Raw genomic sequence first — 25,148 nt, 5'->3', positions numbered from 1 at the left:
TTAAGCTAACGCATTACCAGATTTTGTTTGACATTATACAAAGCCATTTCAAGGCTTTTGTCGAGATTATAAATATCTTTATGGAAGATCAGTTCGCCATTTTTCACCGCACAGGTTAAATAAGTGACCTTTAGCGGCACCTGTTTTTGGAGGATAAAAGTTTTTCGTTTATAGCTTGACATTGCCTTGCGAAGAATTGCCGCCTCATTTTCTCTTCCATCATGTTTTAACATCAGGGTGGCTAGTTTTTCAGCATCGTCTACCCAGATACATCCGGTGGTGATGGCCCTGTCGTTTTGATTAAAAAAATCTGTTTTTGGCATATCATGCAGATCTGTTTTGGATGAATTTGACAAATGAAACGCCAGGTCGCCCTGCCCGAGGTCACATCCGGAACCATGCCGTGCCCGGTAGTCGCCGGGATGTTCTGCGATATCTGCCAGCGTCATTTTGTCGACCACAATAAATTTACCTTTTTTATCATAAATCGCGATGTGATTGTCCCGGAGGTAGTTCGAATCCTTTAAGGCATTTGGTAAAATAGTATTCCGGAATACATCCTGCAGCAAAACCACATCCGGTGCGGTTGTTAAATAGCTGATTGCGCTGTTGAAGGCCGGCGTAGGACTGCCGGCTTTACCTACAGCAACCCGGAACGTATACGTGGTATCAGGCCGGACAAACTGCAGGGTATAGGCGGGTATATTGACCTGTATATAGCTGCTATCTACCATATTTGCCCATCTTAAGCGTTCCAGGTTAATGGCCATGATCCTGATATCCCTTTCGGGCACTTCGTAACAATCCCCTGTATATAGGCCCGTAACCAGTCGCATCCGGTGTTGCAGGTCCTGGTAGGCTTTTGATTTTGGTTGTACGCTTTCTACAGTCGCCAAAAAACTGTAACCTTTTTTTTGCTGTAGGGCCAACTGCAGCGTAGCTTCTGCCCTGAAGCTGTTCATGTTTCCGGCGTCAATACCCGCGGCTGGGAATTCGGGATTTAATTTTCCGAAATGCAGGTTGTTTACCAGGGTAATGATAGCGTCGGTCAACAGGATATCAAACCTGGCCTGCTGGCTGATATCCACTTTTCCGGGAGTATCTAAAATAGCGTGCAGCTGATCGTATAACAGTACCTTTGGGTGATAGTCATCATGCGCCAGCCCGTACTGTAACACGCAATCCAGCAAGAGCATGGCTTGCCATGCGGGGCCGGCGCCGTTCTGTGGCTTGATCCAGGCGGGATTAAAACCTACCTGTTCGTAAAATCGTTTAACACTTTTTGGATAAAATAAAACTGCCTCATCTCCGGCATTTAACTGACGACGGATTTCTGCCGGCAGGTCCTGACACGTACTAACGCCGGTAGCCAGGACCAGTAACCATAGCAGCAGGACGAATTTTTTCATGACAGCAATTTTTATAATACAAAATTGCAACAGATCAGGTAATTAAATAATGACCTTGGTCACCCGGTGGTTTGATCTGTCTACGATCCGCCGGTAGAACCAGCGCTTGGCCAACTCTGCCGAAACCATATAAGCTGCCAGGATCAGCAGCATCCAGCCATAATAGGACACAGGCAGGCGGATAAAACCAAACCAATTAGCCAAAGGTGTAAGGGGAAGCGTTAATACAAACAGGATCACCAGGAGGGTAGTGCCGAAAAGATAACGGCCGGGCAGGCTCCTGAAAAAGGGGAGGCGGGTGCGTACCACCAGGACGATGAGGGTTGCGGAGATGACCGATTCCACCAGCCATCCGGTCCGAAAGGTTTTTTCGTCAGCATGTAAAACTAAAAGCAGTATGCCAAATGTCAGGTAGTCAAATACCGAGCTCAATAAGCCGAAAATGATCATGAAGCGCTTTATAAAGCCGAGATCCCAGCGTTGAGGGGCCATAATATTTACCTTGTCGACCCGGTCGGTGGCGATGGACATTTCAGGAAGATCGGTCAGCAGGTTGGTGAGCAGGATCTGCTTGGGTAACATCGGCAGGAAAGGCAGGAACAGCGAAGCGCCGGCCATGCTGAACATGTTGCCAAAATTTGCGCTGGTTGCCATGAAGATATATTTCAACGTATTGGCAAAAGTTTTCCGACCCTCCATGATACCTGTGGCCAGGACATCTAGATTGCGGCTGAGCAAAACGATGTCCGCGGCTTCTTTAGCCACGTCGACTGCCGTATCCACCGAGATCCCCACATCTGCCGTATGCAGCGCCGGGGCGTCATTGATCCCATCACCCATAAATCCAACAACATGGCCGGCTCTTTTTAATACCGAAATTATACGCTCTTTCTGGTTGGGTTCTACCTCCGCAAATATATGGGTCAGCGGCGCCTGGTGGAGCAGCGCGGTATTGCTCATCTTTTGGAGCGCAGTTCCGGAGAGTATTTTCGGGTTTTTCATCCCGATTTGCAAAGCAAGGCTTTTGGCGACCTGGGCATTGTCGCCGGTAATAATCTTGAGTTTGACACCCAGGTCATCCAGTTGCCGGATAGTGGCGGCTATATTGGCCTTCGGTGGGTCAAATAAAGTAATAAAACCCAGGAAGATCATGTCTTTTTCCTCTTCTTTCGTAAAATCCCGGGCCGGATCAGTTGTTTTATAAGCCACGCCTAATGTCCGGAGCCCCGCTTTGCTTAGCTCCTCATATCGGGCTGTCAGATCAGCCCTGCGCGCGGCTATGTCACTGATCTTTCCGTTGGCCTCTTCCACCCGGCTGCAGATATTCAGGATAACGCTAAGTGCGCCCTTGGTTATGCAGAAGTTTTCCTTTGCGTTGCTTATCTGTATGGTCAGCCTTTTACGGATAAAATCATAAGGGATCTCGGTTTGAACGCGATAGGAAGTGTTTTCTTTCTTATAGCCCAGGCAAATCGCCTCATCAATCGGATTATGGAAACCCTGTTGCAGCGAAGCATTCAGCCGGCTATATAGCAACACTTTTTCACTGTGTTTACCGTCGGCGCCCGGGGTATCTTTCAAAGTCACTTTACCTTCGGTGATCGTACCCGTTTTATCTGAACAAAGGATATCCATACTGCCGAAATTTTCTATCGACGCGAGTCGTTTGACGATGACCTCCCGGGCAGCCATCCGCCGGGCCCCGGTGGCCAGGTTCACACTAATAATGGCGGGTAGTAGCTGTGGGGTCAGCCCGACGGCGAGCGCGAGCGAAAACAACAGGGAGTCAAGCACCGGCTTATGCAGGAATACGTTGATAGCGAAAATAATAATTACCAGCAACAACGTAACCTCCATCAGCATATAACCGAATTTGCGGATACCATTTTCGAAATCGGTTAACGGCGCGGCGGCGGCCAGGCGGGTAGATATTTTACCGAATTCGGTTTGCTGCCCTGTCCTGATGATCAGTGCGGTAGCCTTTCCGCTGATTACGTGGGCGCCCATCAGCAAAGTGTTGCTTCTTTTGGCTGGCGGTGTATCCTGCGGCAATATGCCGGCATTCTTTTCAACCGGATAAGTTTCTCCGGTAAACGCCGCTTCGTCCGTGAACAGTTCCTGCGATGTCAGGATCAGGCTGTCGCCGGGTATAATGTCGCCGGCCGCTAAAATGACGATATCCCCGGGGACGGCCGTTTCTACCGGGATAGCTATTTTTACCCCATCCCTTAACACGTCGCAATGGAGTTGAACCAGTTTTAACAGTGCCCTGACAGCATTTGCTGCGCCTCTTTCCTGCCAGAAACCAAGGAAACTGCTGATGAGCACAATCACCAGGATAATTAGTGTATCGACCACATCGCCCAAACCTGCTGATAATAATGCCGCGATGATGAGCAGCAATGTTATCGGGCTTTTAAACTGCGACAGGAACAAACGGAACCCGGAATTGCCCGCATTGGCCCGGATTGTATTGGGGCCATATTTTTTGAGTCGTTTACGAGCTTCCGCATTAGTAAGGCCCTGTTCACCGCAATCCAGGAGAGAGAAGGCTTCCGTTTGGCTAAGGTGACAATAACTGTCACCGGGGATAATGGACGTCTCTTTTATCATAAGCATCGGCTCAGCCTGGAAAAATAAGTAACGGGATTTGGATATGGGATGGCAGCTTGTCTAGCTCCCGCCCAACGAGTTTGTTAAAATGATAGCGGTTCCTGGTCAGTGCCAGCAGGTCATGGCGCATCCCGTTGGTCAATACATCCACCGCCTTGATCAGGTCCCTTTCACGGGTATAATTAAAACTCAGCCGGTGATACTTCACTTGCCGGCGAACCTGTTCCTCAAACAGACAGTGCGCATAACTTTCATCGATATGAACCAAATCTTCCTTCGTCAAGTGTGCAACTGACAGGTCTGCCCGACAGGCGGCAGCTAAGGCGGCCAGGTAACGGACAATATCGGTACGGCAATAACGCAGATCGGCCAGGTAGACGATACGTTCCGGGTCTTTGAATGACCAGTTAGCAGGTATCAGCAAAAGCGGACAATGGATATGGTTCAGCAGTGTACCGGGGTCTAAGGATCCGGGCGCCCTGTATTCAGCTACGCACTTTACAATTAACGTGATATCCCCCTTGTTGATCAGATCTGCAGCTTCCTGCAGGCTCCACCCTGAAATATCGATTTCGCCCGGCCCGGCCCGATTTGCTTCCGGCAAGCCGGCTACGGGCTGTATTAGCGCCTGGCTATTGATATTTCCGGCGGTTACTTTTTCTTTTTTAACGTCTTTCGGTTTAGCGGTACGCGCTTTCAGTAAATGAGAACCCATCCTGCCGGCAAGGGAAACGGCGCACGTCAGCGCGGCGCTGTTCCCGGGTAAATTGTCATCGATAAAAAGAATCCTTCCCATGCTAACAGAACGTTTTTTCCGTACAGTAAAGCTGGGGAGTATTGGCCGGATAATCACTGACCGCCGTCATCAAATAAATTGTTTATGATCAGTTTGCCAGAGCTGTAATTTAACTTTTTGCCACCCGCAGTAACCCGGCATTAATAGCCACAACCACCGTACTTACCGTCATGAGCACCGCGCCGGCGGCCGGGCTTAAAACCACACCCTGATGGTAGAGCACGCCCGCAGCCAGCGGCAGGGCGATCACATTATAGCCCGTGGCCCAAGCCAGGTTCTGGATCATTTTACGGTACGTTGCTTTGCCAAACAGGATCAAACTCACGATATCCTTTGGGTTGCTGTTAACGAGCACGATCCCGGCGGTTTCGGCTGCGATATCGCTGCCCGAGCCTACCGCAATCCCGATATCCGCCTGTGCCAGCGCCGGGGCATCATTTACGCCATCGCCGGTCATTGCCACAAATTCGCCCACAGCCTGCAGCGCTTTGATCTTTTCGAGTTTTTGATGGGGAAGGACCCCGGCAATAAAACTGTCCATGTTTAAGGTCTTACTGACGCTTTCTGCTACTTTTCTGTTATCACCAGTAAGCAGGATAGATTTGATGTTTTCTTTTTTCAGGATCTTAATAGCTTCTGCAGATTCCGGACGTAATTCATCCGACAAAGCGATGTAGCCGGCTAGTTCATTATTAATCAGTATCAATACAACCGTTTCTGTATCATCGGGGGCAAAAGCCCCGGGTACCGCTAACTTTTTTTCAATTAAATAACCCGGACTAACAACCATGATCTTTTTACCGTCAACCGTACCTTCAACACCCTGGCCGGTTATGGCTTTAAAAGCAGTTGTTTGGGGGATGTTGATCTTTAAGTTTTTTGCTTTTTGCAGGATGCCGGTTGCGATGGGGTGTTCGGAGTTTTGTTCTAAGGCCGAAGCCAGGCGTACCAGTTCTTCTTCAGTCAGGTTTTTTTGTAATGAAACTATTTTTGATACCTCAAATTTCCCTACCGTTAGGGTTCCGGTCTTATCAAATACAATGGTGGTGATCTTTCGGGCGTTTTCAAAAGCTGTCCGGTTTTTGATCAGCAGGCCGTGTTTGGCCGATAAAGCGGTTGAGCGGGCGACCACCAGCGGCACTGCCAGGCCCAGGGCATGCGGGCAGCAAATAACGATGACGGTGACCATTCTTTCCATAGCGAAAGCTAAAGTTTGACCGGTTAAGTACCAGTATAAAAAGGTGCTGATGCCCGAAGCCAACGCAATAATGGTTAGCCATCTGGCAGCAGTATCTGCCAGTAACTGGGTCTTTGATTTTGATTCGCGGGCTTCATTTACCAGTTTAACCACCTGCGACAGGTACGAGTCTTTGGCAGCATGGGATACGGTAACCATAAATGAACCGTTTCCGTTTATAGATCCGGCGATCACCTTATCGCCCGTACCTTTATAAACCGGCCTGGATTCGCCTGTCAGCATTGATTCATTCAGATAGCTTTCGCCATTCAGAATAATACCGTCAGCAGCAACTTTTTCACCGGGTTTAACCAAAATAACATCATTTGCCTTCAACGTATCGGTCCTTACCTCATGAACCATATCGGGCATCACCATATGCGCCTCTGCCGGCATTAATTGTACCAATAGCTCCAGTTCTTTTGATGCGCCCATCACCGACCGCATTTCGATCCAGTGCCCAAGGAGCATGATCAGGATCAGTGTGTCGAGTTCCCAGAAGAAGTCCATGCCTTTTAAGCCAAAAACAGTTGCCGTACTGTAGGCATAGGCAACGGTAATGGCAAAGCCGATCAGGGTCATCATACCCGGATTCTTGGACCTCAGCTCGCTTAGCCAGCCGGTCAGAAAAGGCCAGCCGCCATACAGAAACACAGTTGTTGACAGTCCGAACAGCGCATAGCGTAAACCGGCAAAGTAGATGTCCAGGTGCAGCCATTGCTGGATCTGCATGGACAGCATCATCACCGGAATAGTAAGCACCAGTACGATGTAAAACCGCTTTTTAAAGTCGGCAATCATCATTGCGTGATGGGAGTGGCCCATTTGCTCATGGGCCATGCCGGCATGCGCGCTATGCCCGGCATGTTCATGAGCCAACTGTGGTTTACTTGTCATTTTCAATGATACTTTTCTTTTCCCGGTATTCTTCCGGAGTGATTTCTCCTGAAGCCAGGCGCTTTTTTAAAATATCCAGCGGAGTGTCTTTTTTTCTTCGCTGTCCCGGTATGTCATAGGGGGTAACAAATATCCAGAACAGTAACATCATCCACAGGAACCACCATATCAGGTGCATTCCTCCAAAATAATAGCTGTAAAACATGGTCTTTAAATTTAAAATTAACGATTACGAGTTATACATTTTTATATAATATTCATCTGCCAGCCGACCTGCTTCAAAAGCAGGCACAACATCCGCAGCAGCTTTCTTCAGGACAGACAGCCATTTCGGCCGGTCATGGTAGTATATTGGCAATACCAGTTTTTCCAGCGTGTCCATCAGGTTCCTGTTTTCCTGCAGGTCCATTTCAGCTTCGGATAAATTCGCTGGCGCCGGTGCAATCACAAAACAGTTTTCCCGGTCGCGGGCAAATTCAGGCACCCAGCCATCGGGCATAGTCAGGTTGATGCTGCCATTCATAGCAGCGGTCATTCCGCTGGTACCTGAGGCTTCATGATACATCCGCGGATTATTGAGCCAGACATCCGACCCCTTTTTCAAAAGAGCGGATAAGCCGAGCTCGTATCCTGTCAGCACTGCGCAATTGGCAAATGGTTTTGCCCTGGTGATAATCTGGTTAAATTGCCAAATACCGTCCGAATCTTCCGGGTACGGCTTTCCCGCCCAGATGATTTGCACCGGTGAGGCTGTTTGGTTAACCAGGGCCGTAAATCTTTCCCAATCCTGCATCAGCAGGTCGGCCCGTTTATAACCGGCAAACCGCCTTGCCCAGACAATGGTTATTATGTCCTCCTTAAAAAGCTTACCGCATTGGTCGGCTACAACTTTAAACAAGTCGCGTTTAAGTTCTTTTTTCCTGCTGATTATCGCCTCGTCCCGATTGGCTATAATCGCTTCATCCAGTATTGTATCTTTCCAATAAACTTCATTTTGGGCGTTGGTGATGGAAATAATTTCACAAATGCCGGGATTGCTGCCCCACATCTGGCGGGCAACCCCGCCATGTATTTGAGATACCCCGTTTGCTTTACGTGAAAATTTAAGGGCCGCGAGCGTATAATTAAAATAATCGCCATTCAGGCCAAGCAGGGACCTGACCTCTTGTTCCTGCAGGTTGCAAAAAAACGACATTTCTTTGAGCAGGCTGTAGGTATGGGCTTCGTTACCCGCCATCTCCGGGGTATGGGTGGTAAAGACAACCCTTTTTTTTACTGCTTCGAGACTTTTATATTTAGCCAGCAGGTAAAAATTGAGCGAAACGGCGTGGCCCTCATTCATATGATAAACGTCAGGTTCGATCCCTAAAATATCTAACAGCGTAGCGCCACCTATCCCTAAGACGATGGTTTGCGCAATCCGGGCGGCCTCATTAAAATCATACAAAATATGCGTTATAGATCTGGAAAGCTCATCATTCTCCGGAACATCCGTGCTCAATAAAAACAGCGGGGCCGTGCCAAAGGTTTCGGGTTTTAACAGCCAGGCCTTAACCTGCACCGGCGCGTCGTGCACGTTTACTGCGAACATAATGCCGGTATCCTGCAGGAACGAATAGTCCTTTTCAATAAACTCCGGCTTCATCAGGCCGTTACCTTCTCTTCCCTGGTCATAATAGCCGTATTTCCACAATATGCCGATCCCGATGAGATTTTGTTTCAGGTTATAGGCGCTGCGCAGATGCGAACCCGATAAAAATCCCAGTCCGCCGCTATAGATCTTCAGTGCCTGGTCAATAGCAAACTCCATTGAAAAGTAAGCGACACCGGTGCCATATTTCTCATCCGGCGTGTAGCCGAAAATTTCATCTTTAGTCATTATCAGTGTTTTAGCAAGTATTTACACTTAAAACTTTACATTTTCCCTTAGAGGCTGAGCTTCAGTCCGGAAGAGCCGGATGATACGTAGCTACTCATCGGGTTGCTACTCCATTTCACCGATGCCGTTGAAATAAATCTTTGCGCCAGTAAAAATAGAATAATTACCAGGCGCATAAAATGATGGGGCCGGTTCAAAAAAAATGATGACGGTCATTAACAGATCATGGCCGGACGCAGATAAGGGATATGCCAGGAAACCCCTGATAAAATAAGAACGTGACCAGCATCACTTTCACGGCTGCCGTCGGTCATTTTGCCAAAGCGAAGCCCTCCGTAATCTTGTGATATGAAAAATTACATCAACATTAAACATATCAAGAACCTGAACAATGATGGTTTGAGAGGCATCGCATTTTATAAACAGGAACTGACTATCCTGCAGGAGCGTCTGGAAGAAATTTCTTCGGATAATACGGCAAAGGAAGTTCAGCAACAAGTAGAACATTTTCAGAACCAATTTCTGATCCATGGGAATTACCTTGATGAATTGAAACATGATATTCATGCTAATGACCAGGCTATTGAGGCAGAACTATTAGTTACCGGCAGTATGGTTAACGAAGACGTTGTTGCCCAACACAACCGCATCCATGAGCGCTACCTGAACGAAGAGCGGATATTCAATGACCTGCGTCACGAGTTTAACCGCTTTGCTGCAGAATGGATGTAAGTTCTATTGAACCCGCGGGGGCGGTTATATATCGGGGGTATATAAATTGAGGTCGTAAATATTCATGGCCTTTTCAATTCGTGTTACCTTATCTAAAGCCATATCAAACCCGTCGCCGCCAAACTGTTCTTTTTCCTTCCGCTCAAAATCCTCTCCCATTGAGTCGTATTCATGTTTAGAGATCAGCTTATGCAGCGCCGGAAACAATACTGTATCTTCCCTCGCTTCGTGGGGGTTGTACATGCGAACAAAGGCCTGCATGTCTGCTGCCATCATTTTTTTCTCATCAGCTGTCGGATTTGGTTTTTTTGCGTTAACGATAATTCGTTGCGTTAATAAGCGACCTTTATGATGTTGTATGCGCAAGGTTTTGGTCAGCTCCGTAAGCTGGCCTGCTTTTTCGAAACGTGGGAATAAGTGGTCTTCCTCCAGTTTCTCGTGATAATCTTCGATAAATGTTTTAATCAGATCGGCAGATTTCCCGATGAGCGATACATTAAGATCTTTACCTGTTATTAATCGTGAGGAAGCTTCGTTATAAACTAAGAGGATCCTTTTTAGGACACCATGTTCCCTCATCAGGTCTTCGTTTGTTGTTACGTCATCATCGCCGCCTTTTTCTGATCCGCAGGAGTTTACCATAGTCACCGCCAGGCCGGATGCTGCCAGTATTCCGGTTTTGGTTAAAAAATCCCTGCGGCTGTCACTTTGCTGGTTTTTCATGGTCGTTCTTTTTTAAAAGGAACCATTCGCTGCCTTTCTTGTTTTAGGGAATAGCGATAAGTTATCCGGCAAGCAGTGAATTCCGGGACTATTTGGGGAATGCTATTAATGCTTTTCCTTTTCCTTGTTTTTGAAATAGCCCCTGAACAGAAAATTATGCTTAAGCGCCTCCATATTCTGGTTAAATCCCGAGGTCCCTTTCTGCAGATTATCCATTGTCGTTTTCAGATCTCTGGCGAATACCGAATCGCGCAAAAGTACCTGCAGGGAGCCGTTGCCCCGGTTCAGTTGCCGGTCAAGGGTTTGCACCAGGTTGTTGAGATGGGCGGTCAGTTGATCTGCATTGTCACTTGCCTTCCTGATCTTAAACATCGCCGCCTGCAAATTGCGCGCGACAGCGGTATCTGATAGCAGGGCGCCGGCGGTACCCTTTCCTTTTTTAATGCCGGCAACCAGTTCGTCCAATCCCGCGGTGATCTGCATGGCGTTGCCCGCTGCTTTATCTATATGTTTTAGTGATGAACGCAGGCTGCTGCCGATGCGTTGATCGTTGAGCAAATCCATCAGCGCGCTGCCGTTAATTTTAAGGACCGTTCCCTTGATCGCCTCCGAGATCAGGGCGATATTATTATTGGTTTTTGACAAGGTCTGCAGCATCTCATCGGTGTTGACTATTTTTTGCGCAGCCAGCAAATCCCCTTCAGTAATAGCTGCGCCGGGTGTTTTGGCAGGGACGATATTGACTATCTTGTTGCCCATCAGTCCCTCTGTGCCTATAGCCGCAATAGCGTTACGATGGATGAAAGAGCCAACCTTGTCATCAATCAGCAGCGTCACTTCTATCGTCGTGTCGTTGATCATGTTTATGGTGTTTACAGTGCCTGCCTGGATGCCCGAGAACAGTACATTACTACCTTCCGTTAACCCGTTCAGATTTGAAAAACGAACCCTGATCCTGAAATTGCTGCCAAATAGGCTATGATTTTTACCTATCAGGTAAAAGGAAAATATCAGCACGAACAGTCCTGCCAGTACGAATAAGCCTAGTTTAATATTATTTTCTCCCTGTTTTGCCATAGTTTATTCAAAAAATTGGTGAATGTTTGGATCTGCCGACTGTTCAAAGTCTGCATAGGTTCCCTGTGCATAACAGTGGCCGTCCAGCAGGAGGGCCACCCGGTCGGCGGTGTTTTTAACACAGTTCATATCATGGGTAATGATAATGGACGAAGTATGGTACTTTTTCTGAAGTTTCAGGATCAGGTTGTCAATCTCCCTGGCGGTTACCGGGTCCAGGCCCGTTGTCGGTTCGTCATATAAGATCACCTCCGGCTTAAGGATCATGGTCCTGGCCAGTGCAACCCGCTTAAGCATTCCGCCGGATAATTCTTCGGGCATCAGATTGACGGTGTACGCCAGCCCCACGTTTTCCAGCGCCTCCATAACCAGTGCATCTACCTGTTTCTGGGAATGATTGATCCAGTGGCGGCGCAGCGGAAATTCCAGGTTCTCGCGCACGGTCATCGAATCATACAAAGCATTACCCTGAAAGAGGAACCCGATCCTGGCGCGGATCTGATCCAGAGCGTCATGAGCCAGTTCGGGCACATTTTCACCAAAAACCCATATGTTCCCGCTGTCCGGGTTCAACAGGCCGATAATACACTTAATCAGTACTGACTTGCCCGAACCGGATTTACCCAACACCACCACATTCTCTTCCTTTTGCACGGTGAGCGAAAAATCCTTCAGGACGACATGGTCGCCAAAGCTTTTGCACAGCTTTTCAATAACAATCGCCGGGCTGTTGGAAACGGTGTCGGTTGATTTTTTCATCGGTTTTAATTTAGTCCCAACAGGTCGGTTAGCTGCACGGCCAGCAGGTCGATGATAAAAATAACTACCGACGAGAGCACGACCGCCGAATTGGCCGAGCTGCCTACGCCCCGGGTGCCCTTGCTGGATGTATAGCCTTTATAACAGCCGATCATCCCGACGGCAAACCCGAAGAAAAAGGTTTTAATGAAGGCGGGCAGGGCATCGCCAAAAGTCAGACTATGGAATATCTGGGTAAAAAAAAGATAAAAGCTGGTCACTGAACGGATATTGACACCGATATAGGCACCCAACAGCGAAATAGCGTCGCCCATCACGGTCAGCACCGGCAGCATCAGGGTGGTGGCCAGCGCACGGGTGGCAACCAGATACTTAAAAGGATTAGTGCCGCTTACTTCCATTGCATCAATCTGCTCGGTTACCTTCATCGAACCCAGTTCGGCGCCGATGCTGCTGGCGATCTTGCCCGCAAATATAAGCGCGGTAATAACCGGCCCGATCTCCCGTACGATGGCTATGCCCACCATTACCGGCAGTTGCGATTCCACGCCATAATCAACTAGCGAAGGGCGTAACTGCATGGTAAGTACCAGCCCCATGATGAATCCGGTAAGCGCAATAAGGGGTAACGATTTGTATCCGATGATATAGCATTGGTTCAATAGTTCCTTAAATTCAAAACGGGGTTTGAGGCCTGTGGAGAAAAAACGGCCGGTAAACCGGCCGAGCGTACCCGTTTCGTCCAAAAAGTCTCGTATAATTGCGATTGGTAGCATGGCTTTGTTATTGTTAACCTAAAAATAAAAATAGCGACAATTATGTATGCCGGTTATGACCCCACGCACCGGCGGGCGTGATACAAGTCATTTTTTAAACATAGCACACGGCTTGATTTTAAAACCATTGTGTAGCTTTATAAAATTCCTGCCTATGATCAGAAGATTGTATTTATGTTTTATACTATCCGGTTGTTTGAGACTTTCTGCCGCAGCACAGCATCAAGATGCGCTTATTGCGTCTGTACAGGCGGAACCGGCCCAAAGGGAAGCTAAACTGGTGGACTATATCCTGCAAACTTTTGATCGCATTGACCTGGACCGGTTCAAAAAATCGGAGGCTGTTACACGGGAGGTGCTCCGGGAGAACAACGTGCCGAACCAAAATGCTTTTTTTTATTTTATGGAAAGTATCTACCAGCGCCGCACGGGCAACTTCGATGAGGCCGAGGCTAACCTGGTAAAAGCGATAGAAGAGGCGGGGAAAGCCGGCGACCACTTTCTGTTATATACTTTTTTTAGTCATTTGGCTTTTTTACAGACCAACCGCGGCAATACCATCGCGGCTATTGCCAGTTTCCGGCTCGCTAAGAAAGAAACCTTACTAATCCCTGAACGACGCCCGGGCGTATTGGTCGCTATCAATATTTCAGATCTTTATTACCGTAACCAGTTGTACCGCCAGTCTTTAGCCAGCCTTAACCAGGCACAGTACCTGTTTGACAAACGCCGGCTAAACGAACCCCGGATGCAATACGTGATCTGGTATAACAAAGCCGAAAACTTTTTCCGGACCGGGCGGGCTGATTCTCTTAGGAATTATCATAATCGGTTGGCCGCCGCAAAAGAACCGTTTTATAAGCTGCCAACCTATACTAAACGTACAGGGTATTATCTAACTTTATTAAGCAGGCAGTACTCAAACGCTGTTGACGAAATTAAGAAGTTAAAGCTGGACACCTCTTATATATACTCATCAATGGATGAGCAGCACCTGGCAGAGGCATTTTATAATGCCGGGCAGCTGGATTCTGCCAAAAATCATCTCAGCCGGTTAGTTGCTGTCCCCGGCCAGGATAACCACCCTGAAGTTAAACTACAGCTTTATCGCCTTTTGGCCCGGATAGCGCATGATCAGGGAGCCAATCAGGAGGCTGTAGCGAATTATCATTTGGCTTTAATGGCCTATGATGAATACACGCACCGACTGACCCAGATACAGGATGTTTCGTCGCAAATTAAGCTGGATGAAGCACGGTCATGGTACTTAAAAAGAGAAAGCGACTATCAGCGGCAAAAATTATGGCTGGTTTTTGTAATAGCAATGGCTGTTTTTATTGCAATTGCAGGGATGATACTTTACAGGGCTGTACGGCAAAAGCGGTACTATGAGAAATTGCTAAATATAGCCAAGAAAGAAGAATTGGCATTTATTCATTCACATGAAGTCCGTCGGCATCTTTCCAATATCCTGGGTATTGTGTCTGTGATCAAACAAGCCGAAGACCCGTATATGGAGTATCGTAACGCCGAATCTCATTTGTTATCTGCTGCCGAAAGTTTGGATAAGGCGATCAAAAATGTATCCAGCAAGCTTGATCATTAAGCAGTCCGCCCATGCTTTAGCCCAATCTGGCGTAATTTTAAGGCCAGATAAATCCTGAACAGGCCGGCTGCCAGGAAGGCCAGTCCGCTGAAAAAAAAGATATTTTCTATCCCGACGACGGGGCATAAAAGCAGGAGTGAGGCCATCAGGACGACTAATACGGCTGTAAATAACAGCCGGCGCCAATTGCCGAAGTTGTAGGCGCGGATATGTAAGGCATCGCCAACGGCCATAAATCCCTTGTAAAATGTCCATAAGCCCACTATCAATGGTAAAAGAACAATCGTTATCAGCTTGTTGTTAAAAAGATAAGTGCCTATAACCAGGTCGGCGATCCCGGCCAGGAACCACCATATCCAGCGTTTGCTGTGGCGGTTGGTCCAGGCGAAGAGGATATCTGCCAGCCCGGTGCCGATCATACCAACTGCAAACAGCCAGCTCAACGTCAGATACGATTGAAACGGGGACCTGATAATCCAGGCTCCCAAACCGGCCAGCAGCAGGCCGGCGATTAGTAATAACCACCAGTTTTTCAGGATGTCCTGCATGGTTTTAATAAGCAGGTTTTCAACTGGCAGCGGTTCAGTTATTGTTGTTTTCATAGTTAATGACTGGTTACAGTAGCCCGGTGCTCCTCGTGGTGCCTTTTGCCGGTTTTTAATGCAGCGTTGATATTTTCAATCCCCCTGATCAGGGCATCCGGGTTAAAAGATATGCTGTCAATGCCAGTTTCGACCAGCAACCGGGTAAAGGCTTCAGAATCACTGGCCGCCTGGCCGCATAATCCCACTTTCTTACCCAGCCTGTTGGCCTTTTCAATCATCATTGTAATGAGTTGTTTGCTGGCCGCGTTCTGTTCATCAAACAGGCCGGCAATCAGCGACGAGTCGCGGTCTATACCCAGTGTAAGTTGCGTAAGATCATTTGAGCCAATAGAAAAACCGTCAAATACCTGGGCAAATTCTTCGGCAAGGAGTACATTGCCGGGTATTTCAGCCATCACAAAGATCTGCAGGTCGTTCTCGCCGCGTTTAAGTCCGTAAGACGCCATCAGATCTACCACTTTCTTTCCTTCTTCAACCGTGCGGCAAAAAGGGATCATCAGCTTAACGTTGGTAAAGCCCATTTCATCCCTAACAACTTTCATCGCTTCACATTCAAGCCGGAAACCATCCCGGTAATGTTCATTGTAGTACCTGGAGGCTCCCCTGAAACCGATCATTGGGTTCTCTTCCTGCGGTTCAAAGTAGCTGCCGCCAATCAGACCGGCATATTCGTTGGATTTGAAATCGCTCATCCGTACAATGACCTCCTTGGGATAAAACGCAGCTGCTATGGTAGCAACTCCTTCGGCAAGCTTGTCTACAAAGTATTGTTCCTTCCTTTGATAAGTATGGGTCAGGTTGGTTATTTTGATGCGGTCCAGTTCGCGGGTAACCTTCTCAAACCTCATCAGGGCCATCGGGTGTACCCGGACATAGTTATTAATAATAAATTCAAGGCGCATCAAGCCAACGCCGTCATTCGGAAAAAGAGAAAGCTGGAAGGCTTTTTCCGGCTCGCCGATGATAAGCTGGGCCTTGACGGTACCGGGCAGCGTTATCGCGCCGGCATCGGTAACGGTTTCTCGCCAGTTCAGTTTCCCGCGGTAAACATAGCCGGTTTTTCCTTCGGCGCAGCTGATAGTGATCGCTTCTCCTTCTTTGATGTTTACAGTAGCGTTCTCTGTTCCTACGATAGCTACTACCCCCAGCTCGCGGGCAATGATCGCCGCGTGGCTGGTCCTCCCGCCTTTGTTAGTGATTATGCCGGATACCTTTTTCAATACCGGGTCCCAATCGGGGCTGGTCATGTCGGTAACCAGGATATCGCCGGGCCTGAGGCGGTCCGCTTCACTGGGCGAAGCCAGCAAGCGCGCGGTTCCGGTGGTAATCATATTGCCTATCGCTTCGCCGCGCGTAATTTCTTCGCCTTTTTCGATGATCGAGCAGGTTTTTACCAGCAACTTTTTTTCCTGGCTGTGAACTGTTTCCGGACGTGCCTGGATAATATAAAGTTTGTGGTCATCACCGTCTTTCGCCCATTCAAAATCCATCGGCTGGCCATAATGGTCCTCTATAATCAGTGCCCAGCCGGCAAGCTTTTCAACTTCCTTATCACTCAGTACAAACTGTTCGCGCAACTCCCAGGGGGTATCGCGGTTCAGGGTTGCGTTTACGGCATTATCCGTAGTAGCATAAACCATTGTTTTGCTTTTGCTGCCAAGGTTTTTTTGAATGATGGATCGCAAATTCTTTTTCAGGGACGGTTTAAAAACCAGGAATTCATCAGGCGTAACCGTTCCCTGCACCATGTTTTCACCTAATCCCCAAACCCCCGCAAGGTGTACGATATCCCGGAAACCTGATTCGGGCTCGAGCGTGAATCCCACTCCGGAGCAGGCGGTATCAGAACGAACCATGCGCTGAATACCTACGGAAAGAAAGACCTTGCCATGGTCAAAACCCTTATCTTCCCGGTATTTAATGGCCCGGTCGGTGTAAAGCGACGCAAAACAACGTTTAACCGCATCAACTATCGCTACGTGACCCTTAATATTCAGATAGGATTCATGCTGCCCGGCAAAGCTGGCACCCGGCAGGTCCTCAGCCGTCGCGCTGCTGCGTACCGCTACCGCGGGTTCGGTTTGCTCAAAAAGATAATCGTAAGCATCAATGATTGCCATTTTCAGGTCGCCCGGCATTACGCCATCCAGGATCAGTTTTCGGGCTTTGGCGCCGGTTTTGGACAGATTCGAAAAATTCTCCCGGTCCAGCTCCGCCATCAGTTTACGTAACTCATCTTCCAGCTGGTTATGTTCTATAAAATACCTGAAGCCGGCTACAGTTACGGCAAAACCGTTGGGGATAAGGATCCCTTTTGCAGTCAGCTGCGTAAATAGCTCGCCTAGCGAAGCATTCTTGCCGCCTACTTCCCTGATATCTGCTAAGCTGGTCTCGCTGAATTTTTTGATGAAATTTTCCATAGTGTTGTCGGGAGAAAACCCGCAGGCCCCGCCTGCGGGGATAACTTATTAGTCAACTTTGATCTCTTTTTTTGCGGTCCTGCTCTTGCCGGTTTTTTTGAGTTCGATCTCCAGCAAGCCATTGTGATAGTTGGCGCTGATATCGTCCTCGTCGGCATTGTCGGGCAAGTTGAATGTACGGGTGAAAGAAGAAGACGAAAATTCCCTGCGGGTATAATTTTCATTTTCCACATTTTCTTCTTTACTGGTTTCCGCACTGATGGTCAGCAGGCCGTCCTCTGTAGTGATCTTAAAATCGTCCTTTTTAAAACCCGGAACAGCTACATCCAGCTTGTAGTGGTTTTTAGTTTCACGGATGTTTACTGCCGGCAGAAAATCACCGTCGGTAAATGGCTGCTCGAAAAATCGGTCTGTGCTCCAGAAATCTTCCATCATTGATCTTAATGACGGAAAGCGATTTGATTTTACTAAAGTTGTCATAGATTTATTTTATTGATGAATTAATAACCCAAATCTCGCAATACAGAAACGCCGGCGTTATGATCGTGATCATCCCGGATGGTGATATAGGTCAGTTCCACGTCCGGATTACCATGTACATCAGCTTTGTTCAAAAAGCCATTTAAACGGCTTCATTTTTACTTCCGGCCGAAGCCCGAATGATTTGATGCTTTTTTCCCTGATCAGGGCGACGGCCTCCCCGATATCATCGGTCACTAAAAACAATGACCTGTCGGCCACGGCGATGGTTGCGTTCTGTTGCATAAGTTCGATATGGGCGATCAATTCCTTATGGTATTCTTTGCCGAAAATAATAACCGGGAAATCTTTGATCTTATGGGTTTGAATGAGCGTTAAGGCCTCAAAATATTCATCCAGCGTACCAAAGCCGCCCGGCATGACCACAAAAGCATAGGAATATTTGACCAGCAATATTTTGCGGACAAAAAAATGTTGCATCCGGATCCATTTATCGAGGTAAGGGTTGGGCTGCTGCTCAACCGGCAACTGGATATTGCAGCCAACTGAACGGCCGCCAACATCGCGCGCTCCGCGATTGGCGGCTTCCATTAATCCGGGGCCGCCGCCGGTCAGGATCGTAAATCCCAGGCGGGCAAAGGTGGCGGCTGCCTGGCGTGTCAAGCCGTAATAGGGGTGATCCTCTTTAAAACGTGCCGAACCGAAAATGGTAATACAGGGCCCCACAAAGTGTAGCCCGCGGAACCCCCGGATCAGCTCGCGCATGGTTTCGAAAGCGAAGGTCAACTCTTTCCATCTGGACTGCGGACCTTCCAAAAAGATAATCTCGGATTTATTGGTGTTGCTCATGACAAGATTGGTTAGAACACTACAAAAATGCCTATTCGGCCTTATTATTATTATGACAGGGGTCACAAATTACTTTAAATTCTTTTCAGAGCCTGGGAGTTTAAATGACCAGAATCATCAAAAAAATTGATCGCTGTTCTGCCCGGCCTGTGGGCAACTGTTTAATTTTGGGTTAACCGATGGATGGAATTTATTCCTGTTTCGGTAAATGACCCTGCAGCATGGGTTTCAGGCCGGTGCCTGCTGGCATTACGGAACCGGAGGCACCCGGTTCCGTTTTTTTGTTCCCCTGAGAAGGTTAATCATCTGATAAATGGAGGAAAATAATTTCCATATACGTGGCCTGCAGGAGCAGGAGGTTGTTGCTTCAAGATTGAAATATGGATCTAACCGCCTCCTGCTAAAAAAAAGCAACGGTTTACTTGATGCTTTGAAGGACCTGGCCCGTGAGCCGATGGTTGTTTTACTCCTGGTAACTGCTGTTGTCTATTTGATCAGCGGAAAGAAAGGGGACGCCATCTTTCTGGCTGCGGCTGTTGTTTTTGTCGCCGGGATATCCCTCTTCCAAAATTCACGGAGCAACAAAGCGCTGGATAAATTAAAAGATTTTACCCAGCCAAAATGCAAGGTCATCCGTAATAGTATCGTAACAAGTATAAAAAGTGAAGACCTTGTCGTCGGTGACAGCCTGGTGGTTGAGGAAGGGACATCCATTACGGCCGATGGCACCATTGTGCGCTCAAACGACTTTTCTGTGAACGAAAGTGTGCTGACCGGCGAGTCCCTGCCCGTTTTTAAGGACCCGTCTTCGGCCGACCACCTAGTCTTTCAGGGTACAACCGTCTCCAGCGGACTTGCCGTAGCCACGGTAACCGCCATTGGCGACCAAACCCGCTTAGGACAGATCGGCAGGAGCCTGGAAGCTATTGTAACTGAGAAAACGCCGCTGGAGCTGCAGATCAATAACTTCGTGAAAAAAATGGTTATTGCCGGTAGTGTTGTTTTCGTGATCGTTTGGACGATTAACTACCTCCATTCGGCCAATTGGCTGGCCAGCCTCACCAAGGCACTTACGCTGGCCATGAGTATCCTGCCGGAAGAAATACCGGTTGCTTTTACAACATTTATGGCGCTGGGAGCGTGGCGGCTGATGCAACTTGGGGTAGTGGTTAAACAAATTAAGACGGTTGAAACGTTGGGCAGCGCATCGGTGATTTGTACGGATAAAACAGGGACGCTTACCGAAAACAGGATGAGCCTGGCAAAAATATATCTGGCCCAATCCGGGCAGTTTTATGATGCCAAAGGGCCGTTTGATGAACAGGCCAGGGCGCTTATCCGACTGGCTATGTGGGCCAGCGAGCCGATTCCTTTTGATCCGATGGAGGTTGCTTTACACGAGGCTTACCGGAGTACCTGTGCCGCAGACGAGCGCCCCGACTACCACATGGCCCACGAATATCCTTTAAGCGGCAAACCGCCCATGATGACCCATATTTTTGAACGGAGGGACGGCACCCGGATTATCGCCGCCAAAGGGGCACCCGAAGCCCTGCTGAAGGTTTCCGGCCTGAGCGCTGACCAAAAGGGACCGGTAGAAACCGCGATCAAAAAATTTTCGGCGGATGGTTACCGGGTATTGGGTGTGGCAGAAGCGTACTTTAACGGCAATGACTTTCCGGCCACTCAGCAGGAATTTAAGTTTGTATTTGCCGGCCTGGTCGCTTTCTATGATCCACCCAAAAAAAACATTAATGCTGTGCTTGAAGCTTTCTATAAAGCAGGTATTGTGGTAAAGATTGTGACGGGCGATAATGCCCTGACCACGCAGGCGATTGCAAGGGAAATCAATTTCCGCGGCAGCGACAAAAGCATTAGCGGGGATGAGTTGCTTGCACTGCCTGAAAAGGAGTTTGGAGAGGCGGTAGCGAAAACAAATATTTTCAGCCGGATGTTCCCGGATGCTAAATTGAAGATAATCAATGTTTTGAAGGCCGCTGGCGAAATAGTGGCCATGACCGGCGACGGTGTCAATGACGGCCCTGCGCTAAAATCCGCACATATCGGGATTGCTATGGGCAGGCGGGGAACCGAAATCGCCAAAGAAGCAGCCTCGCTTATCCTGCTGGAGGATGACCTGTCCAAAATGGTCGACGCCATTGCAATGGGACGGCGCATCTACGCAAACCTGAAAAAAGCCATACAGTATATCATCTCTATTCATATCCCGATCATCCTGACCGTGTTTATTCCCCTGGTGCTGGGATGGGTGTATCCCAATATATTTTCCCCGGTACATATTATTTTCCTCGAGTTGATCATGGGGCCGACCTGCTCTATCGTTTATGAGAATGAGCCGATGGAGAAGAACACCATGCTTTGGTCGCCGCGACCTTTCAGCGCAACTTTTTTTAACTGGAAAGAGTTAATAACCAGTGTTATCCAGGGGCTGGTTATTACCGCCGGCACTTTGTTTACGTATAATTATGCCGTTAGCGCCGGGCTCAATGAGCAATTGACACGTACGATGGTTTTTAGTTGCCTGCTCTCGGCAAACATTTTCCTGACTCTCGTTAACCGTTCATTTTATTACTCCCTGTTAACTACCGTTGGCTATAAAAATAAACTGATGTGGCTCATTATCAGCCTTACCCTAACCTTATCCGCTGCGTTGATCTATGTAAAACCGCTGGCAGATTTTTTTGAATTTAAGATGCTCCCGCCGGCGCAGCTGGGGATAAGCGCGGGGATAGGTTTTATTTCGGTAAGCTGGTTTGAGGTTGTTAAGTGGATTAACCGCAGGAGGCATTAAGCTAACTGACGGGAACCTGTTTTGTAAAAATTCAGCATTATTTCAGGCCGAATGCTTAAATTACGATAAATGATGATGTGCCTAGTTTTTTGCTAAAGTATACTCGCCCCAAAAATCCGTGGGCGAAGTGGTTTGGGCCTCCAGCCCTAATTTTGCGGCCACCAGGCCGTCGCTCATATCCGGCGATAGCCTGACTTGCTTTAATGACGTAACTGGCGCTCTTTCGGGCAGTATGCTCTCACCGTTTAATACAATATGATAATTAAATTTTCCTGCTTTGTTTGTGGAAAGCCCAAGGTTAGCCAACGCAACGGCTAATTCATAAGTATAGGCCATTTTGCTATCAAATTTTTCGGCCACTTTAATATTGTGGTCATTGTATACCGAAATAAGCGTGTCAATTTCCCTAATGCCGGTCACCATGATCAGTTTGGATTTTTCTTCCAGCCGGCGGTTATTGAGCGTCACAATAGAATCGGCCAGAGCTATATTGGTTGATGATTGCTCAAAAAAAGCTTTACCCGTATTTAAACCCGGCCTGGCATAACTTTCAAACACCGGGTAGGTAATAGTTATTGCATCTTGATTTTTTTTAGCCGATGGTGTAATACTGAAACTAATACCGCCATTGATGATCTTGTTGATAATTGCGCGGTTGGTTGCCTGAACCGTGAGATACAGGTTTTTATCATCATTTGAAAGCGTATAATAAATCTCAACCGCCCGGTTATAGGCCTGGAAATGATTATTCCACTCGGTTGTTTTACCATCAATTTTCAGGTTAGCCGGTGCCCACAGGCTAACGGTTTGTTTATTAGGTAGTTTTTGAGGGAATAAATCCAAAGAAATCATTTGTGCCAGGCAGGTAAGCAGTATGAATTTAAACTTCGTTTTCATTTCATAATAATTTACTTAAAGATATACGATATGTTTCGTATATTAAAGTTAAAAAATAAAATTGCTCATGTTAAACTGGTGTAAATGCCTGGTTTTTCTGACGATGACTTAAAACTCCCGGTCGCCGGTTTCGCTTGTCGGCATTTTGAGTTTGCTGGTAAACCGGTTAAGGTTAAAACTAAGGTTGATCAGGAAGACATCCGTTTCTGAAATATAGTTCGTCGTTGTGTAAAATGCCGGGCCAGAGGTGGTGATCCGCTGTTTATTGGCCCCCAAAAAGCCCATATTCATGTTCTGCCACAACAGCGAGGCGGTGAACCGTCCTTTCATCATTGTTTTTTTGACAGCGGTATTCGGTACAAAAAACCGGCTGTCTTCGCCCTGGGCCGCCGGCCGCTTTGACAGGTAATTGATATTAACCTGTACGCCCCAGTTACTACCCGGCGCGAAGCTTGAATTACCGTTAAGCGAGTATGCCCAGCGGGTGTTAGAGAGGGTTAAAGGCACGTTCAGGATATCAATATCGCCATGGATCTTATAGTTGTACAGGTTGGCGCCGGCGTAAAGCGTCCACCACTTAAACGGCGAAATATTAAGTCCCGCCTCCAGTCCAAACAGCCGGGCGCTGCCGGCATTGGTATAAACGCGGTTCAGTATCGTATCGGCATAAACACTGTTCAGCCGCTGAATTGGGTTTTGAATGTGCTGGTAATAAACCGTGCTAAAAAAAGAACCCTTGCTGAATACATGGTTCACACCGAGCTCAGCCAAATCGACAAATTCAGGCAGCAGGTCGGGGTCGCCCTCCTCCAATGTCTCCGAATGTTCCCGTTCGGGTATGGGGTTCAGTTCAAGGTTGCTGGTACGTTGTACCCGTTTGCTGTAACCGGCTTTCAGGTTGGTGCTGGCAGTAAGATGATATAACAGGCTGGCCGACGGGAACAGGTTGGACAGGTTCAGGTTATGCGGGTTGGGATCGTAGGACAGAACCACCGTCCGGGTTGCATATTCATACCTGAGGCCCGCTACATAATCCAGCTGGCCCGCCTTCCCGGTATACTGGCTGTAAAGCGCATTGATCTCATTAACGGCATGCGTGCTGCCCCTGAATTTGGCGATATCGGGTTGTGAAGTTGCCGGGGTTACAAAATAATCAAAAGTGCCATCCTGCGTATCATGACGAAACTGGTAACCGCTTTCAAGTTTGCCGTTTCCGATGTTGATGCTATGGTCCAGCTTAAAGCGGAAGGCGTTGATTGGCCTTTTATACGGATTATTGACCAGTTGAATGGTGTCTGCCGTATTGGGGTATTTCAGGTTACGGTTGAGCGTTGAACCGTACAGGTTATCATGTTCATATTGCAAGCTGGCGGTTAAACTTGATTTATCGGCAAAGGTATGGGAATAATCCAGGTTGCCCAGGTTGAAGGTACCCTCTTTCGTTTGCAGATTGGAATTGAAATAGGTGGTACTTTTGATCAGTGCACCGGTAGCCAGGTCGGCAGTAGTATTATGATAAAGCAGCTCGGCTAAACGTGCCTGGTGTCTTTTTCCGCTGTAAAAACCACCCGATATCACGTTATGGGCATCTGCCGCATAGCTTACTGATAAACGACCCGCGTAATTATACCGGTCGAAGCTGCGCTCGCCCGCAGACGGGAAGCGGGTGATGGTATTATTGCCGGCATTCTTTGTGTAAACGTCGCCTTCACGATAACCTTCGTTGTCGTTACGTGTATAGTTTAAGCCGACGGAAACATCCCATTGTTTTTTTCTGAAATTAATGGTCGCATCGCCACCGAGGCGTTTTGGTTTCTCCAGGTTATTATAATCAGTGGTGCTGGGCAAACCGCCCTGTACATTGGCGGTCAGGGTAAACCCGTCGGCGGTGCCTTTTTTGGTGATGATGTTAATGATACCGCCACGGCCGTCCGGGTCGTATTTAGCCGAAGGGGCGGTGATCAGTTCAATGTTATCAATAGCGTTGGCGGGTAACTGGGTCAATACGGTTTGTGCATCCGCCAGAACCGGTTTACCGTTGATAAGTACCATAAAACCGCCCGCGCCGCGCACGCTGATATCGCCTTCTGAATTAACCGCGACTGAGGGCAGGTTCTTTAAAACGTCTATCGCCGAACCACCCTTTGCCGACTCGAACTGCCCGGCTTTATAACTTTGTTTGTCAATTTTATTCAGCGCGGACACTTTTTGCCCGGATACCGCAACTTCGCTTAACATCTTTGTAGACGGGTTTAGCTGGATGTTACCCAGGTCAGCCGGTGCCCCGTCAAGCTTAATATCCCGGATGTACCTGGTTTCATAACCGATAAAAACGATCCTGAGCCGATAACTACCCGGCTGCAACCCGTTAAATACAAAGGCGCCGTCGTTCCCGGTTACCTGGCCCGCAACCAGGGAAGAGTCGGTGCTTTTAAAAAGAGCGATACTGGCGTACTCAACCGGTGATTTCGTTTTTGAATCTGTGATTTTTCCTTTGATAGCAGCGCGTTGGGCCAGCGCGCTCAGCGAAACAAACAAGATCAGGCAGCTTAAAGTTAAACGTGTTTTCATAGACAGCACA

19 protein-coding genes are annotated in these 25,148 nt (G+C 48.0%); 3 read left to right on the top strand and 16 right to left on the bottom strand.

Annotation, left to right across the window (positions count from 1 at the left end; genetic code table 11):
* Window positions 1-5: 5 nt before the first annotated feature.
* The 6 genes from LJ658_RS11115 to glgP form a co-directional block, all read right to left on the bottom strand.
* The gene (locus LJ658_RS11115; protein ID WP_230546581.1) at window positions 6-1,409 is read right to left on the bottom strand and encodes a L,D-transpeptidase family protein; all 1,404 of its coding nucleotides are present in this window, start codon (window positions 1,407-1,409) and stop codon (window positions 6-8) included.
* A gap of 42 nt (window positions 1,410-1,451) precedes the next feature.
* Window positions 1,452-4,028, bottom strand: a complete 2,577-nt coding sequence (gene mgtA / locus LJ658_RS11110) for a magnesium-translocating P-type ATPase (RefSeq protein ID WP_230546580.1) — start codon at window positions 4,026-4,028, stop codon at window positions 1,452-1,454.
* Window positions 4,029-4,032: 4 nt separating this feature from the next.
* Window positions 4,033-4,818 carry a hypothetical protein gene (locus tag LJ658_RS11105; RefSeq protein WP_230546579.1) on the bottom strand — a complete coding sequence of 262 codons (786 nt, stop codon included), beginning with the start codon at window positions 4,816-4,818 and terminating at the stop codon, window positions 4,033-4,035.
* 109 nt (window positions 4,819-4,927) lie between these two features.
* Window positions 4,928-6,952, bottom strand: a complete 2,025-nt coding sequence (locus LJ658_RS11100) for a copper-translocating P-type ATPase (protein ID WP_230546578.1) — start codon at window positions 6,950-6,952, stop codon at window positions 4,928-4,930.
* Window positions 6,942-7,157, bottom strand: coding sequence for an SHOCT domain-containing protein (locus tag LJ658_RS11095; RefSeq protein WP_230546577.1), 216 nt, complete (start codon window positions 7,155-7,157; stop codon window positions 6,942-6,944). Before LJ658_RS11095 ends, LJ658_RS11100 begins: the two co-directional genes overlap by 11 nt.
* A 24-nt stretch (window positions 7,158-7,181) precedes the next feature.
* On the bottom strand, window positions 7,182-8,831 hold the full coding sequence (gene glgP, locus LJ658_RS11090) for an alpha-glucan family phosphorylase (RefSeq protein WP_230546576.1): 1,650 nt from the start codon (window positions 8,829-8,831) through the stop codon (window positions 7,182-7,184).
* Between the two features lie 348 nt (window positions 8,832-9,179).
* Between glgP and LJ658_RS11085 the strand changes: the two genes are divergently transcribed.
* On the top strand, window positions 9,180-9,563 hold the full coding sequence (locus LJ658_RS11085; protein WP_230546575.1) for a hypothetical protein: 384 nt from the start codon (window positions 9,180-9,182) through the stop codon (window positions 9,561-9,563).
* A 24-nt stretch (window positions 9,564-9,587) separates the two neighbouring features.
* Here the strand turns inward: LJ658_RS11085 and LJ658_RS11080 are convergent, their stop codons facing one another.
* The 4 genes from LJ658_RS11080 to LJ658_RS11065 all read right to left on the bottom strand — a co-directional run bounded on the left by LJ658_RS11080 (window position 9,588) and on the right by LJ658_RS11065 (window position 12,898).
* Window positions 9,588-10,286 carry a hemerythrin domain-containing protein gene (locus LJ658_RS11080; protein ID WP_230546574.1) on the bottom strand — a complete coding sequence of 233 codons (699 nt, stop codon included), beginning with the start codon at window positions 10,284-10,286 and terminating at the stop codon, window positions 9,588-9,590.
* 105 nt (window positions 10,287-10,391) lie between these two features.
* Window positions 10,392-11,363 carry an MlaD family protein gene (locus LJ658_RS11075; RefSeq protein ID WP_230546573.1) on the bottom strand — a complete coding sequence of 324 codons (972 nt, stop codon included), beginning with the start codon at window positions 11,361-11,363 and terminating at the stop codon, window positions 10,392-10,394.
* 3 nt (window positions 11,364-11,366) lie between these two features.
* A complete protein-coding gene (locus LJ658_RS11070; protein ID WP_230546572.1) occupies window positions 11,367-12,122 on the bottom strand; it encodes an ABC transporter ATP-binding protein in 756 nt (251 codons plus the stop codon).
* A 5-nt stretch (window positions 12,123-12,127) separates the two neighbouring features.
* The gene (locus LJ658_RS11065) at window positions 12,128-12,898 is read right to left on the bottom strand and encodes an ABC transporter permease (protein ID WP_230546571.1); all 771 of its coding nucleotides are present in this window, start codon (window positions 12,896-12,898) and stop codon (window positions 12,128-12,130) included.
* A 154-nt stretch (window positions 12,899-13,052) separates the two neighbouring features.
* Between LJ658_RS11065 and LJ658_RS11060 the strand changes: the two genes are divergently transcribed.
* Window positions 13,053-14,504 carry a lipopolysaccharide assembly protein LapB gene (locus LJ658_RS11060; protein ID WP_230546570.1) on the top strand — a complete coding sequence of 484 codons (1,452 nt, stop codon included), beginning with the start codon at window positions 13,053-13,055 and terminating at the stop codon, window positions 14,502-14,504.
* Here LJ658_RS11060 and LJ658_RS11055 read toward each other — a convergent pair.
* The 4 genes from LJ658_RS11055 to LJ658_RS11040 all read right to left on the bottom strand — a co-directional run bounded on the left by LJ658_RS11055 (window position 14,501) and on the right by LJ658_RS11040 (window position 18,858).
* Window positions 14,501-15,106: an HdeD family acid-resistance protein gene (locus LJ658_RS11055; RefSeq protein ID WP_230546569.1), complete on the bottom strand. Its 606-nt coding sequence runs from the start codon at window positions 15,104-15,106 to the stop codon at window positions 14,501-14,503. The two genes, LJ658_RS11060 and LJ658_RS11055, sit on opposite strands and share 4 nt — an antisense overlap.
* A gap of 2 nt (window positions 15,107-15,108) precedes the next feature.
* Complete coding sequence (ppsA, locus tag LJ658_RS11050; RefSeq protein ID WP_230546568.1) at window positions 15,109-17,529, bottom strand: phosphoenolpyruvate synthase; 2,421 nt, start codon at window positions 17,527-17,529, stop codon at window positions 15,109-15,111.
* Window positions 17,530-17,577: 48 nt separating this feature from the next.
* Window positions 17,578-18,009, bottom strand: a complete 432-nt coding sequence (locus tag LJ658_RS11045) for an Hsp20/alpha crystallin family protein (RefSeq protein WP_230546567.1) — start codon at window positions 18,007-18,009, stop codon at window positions 17,578-17,580.
* A 120-nt stretch (window positions 18,010-18,129) separates the two neighbouring features.
* Window positions 18,130-18,858 (bottom strand): TIGR00730 family Rossman fold protein, encoded by a 729-nt coding sequence (locus tag LJ658_RS11040; protein WP_230546566.1) that lies wholly within the window; start codon window positions 18,856-18,858, stop codon window positions 18,130-18,132.
* Window positions 18,859-19,171: 313 nt separating this feature from the next.
* On the opposite strand from LJ658_RS11040, the gene LJ658_RS11035 reads away from it, so the two are divergent.
* A complete protein-coding gene (locus tag LJ658_RS11035; RefSeq protein WP_230546565.1) occupies window positions 19,172-21,670 on the top strand; it encodes a cation-translocating P-type ATPase in 2,499 nt (832 codons plus the stop codon).
* A gap of 81 nt (window positions 21,671-21,751) precedes the next feature.
* Here LJ658_RS11035 and LJ658_RS11030 read toward each other — a convergent pair whose 3' ends face one another.
* Both LJ658_RS11030 and LJ658_RS11025 read right to left on the bottom strand, forming a co-directional pair.
* Entirely contained in the window at window positions 21,752-22,567 is an 816-nt protein-coding gene (locus LJ658_RS11030; protein ID WP_230546564.1) for a hypothetical protein, read from the bottom strand.
* Between the two features lie 108 nt (window positions 22,568-22,675).
* Window positions 22,676-25,138 carry a TonB-dependent receptor domain-containing protein gene (locus LJ658_RS11025; RefSeq protein ID WP_230546563.1) on the bottom strand — a complete coding sequence of 821 codons (2,463 nt, stop codon included), beginning with the start codon at window positions 25,136-25,138 and terminating at the stop codon, window positions 22,676-22,678.
* Between the last annotated feature and the right edge of the window lie 10 nt (window positions 25,139-25,148).

It is taken from the genome of Mucilaginibacter sp. UR6-11 (genome assembly GCF_020880695.1).
In the GTDB taxonomy this organism is placed as follows: domain Bacteria; phylum Bacteroidota; class Bacteroidia; order Sphingobacteriales; family Sphingobacteriaceae; genus Mucilaginibacter.
Note: the sequence above shows the minus strand (reverse complement) of the source record. Positions and strands in the feature narration are given on the sequence as shown.

What these genes read in the sequence shown, in the direction of transcription:
- glgP (WP_230546576.1), bottom strand. Translation starts at nt 8,831, where the DNA reads ATGACTAAAGATGAAATTTTCGGCTACACGCCGGATGAGAAATATGGC.
- LJ658_RS11115 (WP_230546581.1), bottom strand. Translation starts at nt 1,409, where the DNA reads ATGAAAAAATTCGTCCTGCTGCTATGGTTACTGGTCCTGGCTACCGGC.
- LJ658_RS11070 (WP_230546572.1), bottom strand. Translation starts at nt 12,122, where the DNA reads ATGAAAAAATCAACCGACACCGTTTCCAACAGCCCGGCGATTGTTATT.
- LJ658_RS11095 (WP_230546577.1), bottom strand. Translation starts at nt 7,157, where the DNA reads ATGTTTTACAGCTATTATTTTGGAGGAATGCACCTGATATGGTGGTTC.
- LJ658_RS11040 (WP_230546566.1), bottom strand. Translation starts at nt 18,858, where the DNA reads ATGAGCAACACCAATAAATCCGAGATTATCTTTTTGGAAGGTCCGCAG.
- mgtA (WP_230546580.1), bottom strand. Translation starts at nt 4,028, where the DNA reads ATGCTTATGATAAAAGAGACGTCCATTATCCCCGGTGACAGTTATTGT.
- LJ658_RS11060 (WP_230546570.1), top strand. Translation starts at nt 13,053, where the DNA reads ATGATCAGAAGATTGTATTTATGTTTTATACTATCCGGTTGTTTGAGA.
- LJ658_RS11065 (WP_230546571.1), bottom strand. Translation starts at nt 12,898, where the DNA reads ATGCTACCAATCGCAATTATACGAGACTTTTTGGACGAAACGGGTACG.
- LJ658_RS11085 (WP_230546575.1), top strand. Translation starts at nt 9,180, where the DNA reads ATGAAAAATTACATCAACATTAAACATATCAAGAACCTGAACAATGAT.
- LJ658_RS11045 (WP_230546567.1), bottom strand. Translation starts at nt 18,009, where the DNA reads ATGACAACTTTAGTAAAATCAAATCGCTTTCCGTCATTAAGATCAATG.
- LJ658_RS11055 (WP_230546569.1), bottom strand. Translation starts at nt 15,106, where the DNA reads ATGAAAACAACAATAACTGAACCGCTGCCAGTTGAAAACCTGCTTATT.
- LJ658_RS11100 (WP_230546578.1), bottom strand. Translation starts at nt 6,952, where the DNA reads ATGACAAGTAAACCACAGTTGGCTCATGAACATGCCGGGCATAGCGCG.
- LJ658_RS11030 (WP_230546564.1), bottom strand. Translation starts at nt 22,567, where the DNA reads ATGAAAACGAAGTTTAAATTCATACTGCTTACCTGCCTGGCACAAATG.
- LJ658_RS11075 (WP_230546573.1), bottom strand. Translation starts at nt 11,363, where the DNA reads ATGGCAAAACAGGGAGAAAATAATATTAAACTAGGCTTATTCGTACTG.
- LJ658_RS11025 (WP_230546563.1), bottom strand. Translation starts at nt 25,138, where the DNA reads ATGAAAACACGTTTAACTTTAAGCTGCCTGATCTTGTTTGTTTCGCTG.
- ppsA (WP_230546568.1), bottom strand. Translation starts at nt 17,529, where the DNA reads ATGGAAAATTTCATCAAAAAATTCAGCGAGACCAGCTTAGCAGATATC.
- LJ658_RS11105 (WP_230546579.1), bottom strand. Translation starts at nt 4,818, where the DNA reads ATGGGAAGGATTCTTTTTATCGATGACAATTTACCCGGGAACAGCGCC.
- LJ658_RS11035 (WP_230546565.1), top strand. Translation starts at nt 19,172, where the DNA reads ATGGAGGAAAATAATTTCCATATACGTGGCCTGCAGGAGCAGGAGGTT.
- LJ658_RS11080 (WP_230546574.1), bottom strand. Translation starts at nt 10,286, where the DNA reads ATGAAAAACCAGCAAAGTGACAGCCGCAGGGATTTTTTAACCAAAACC.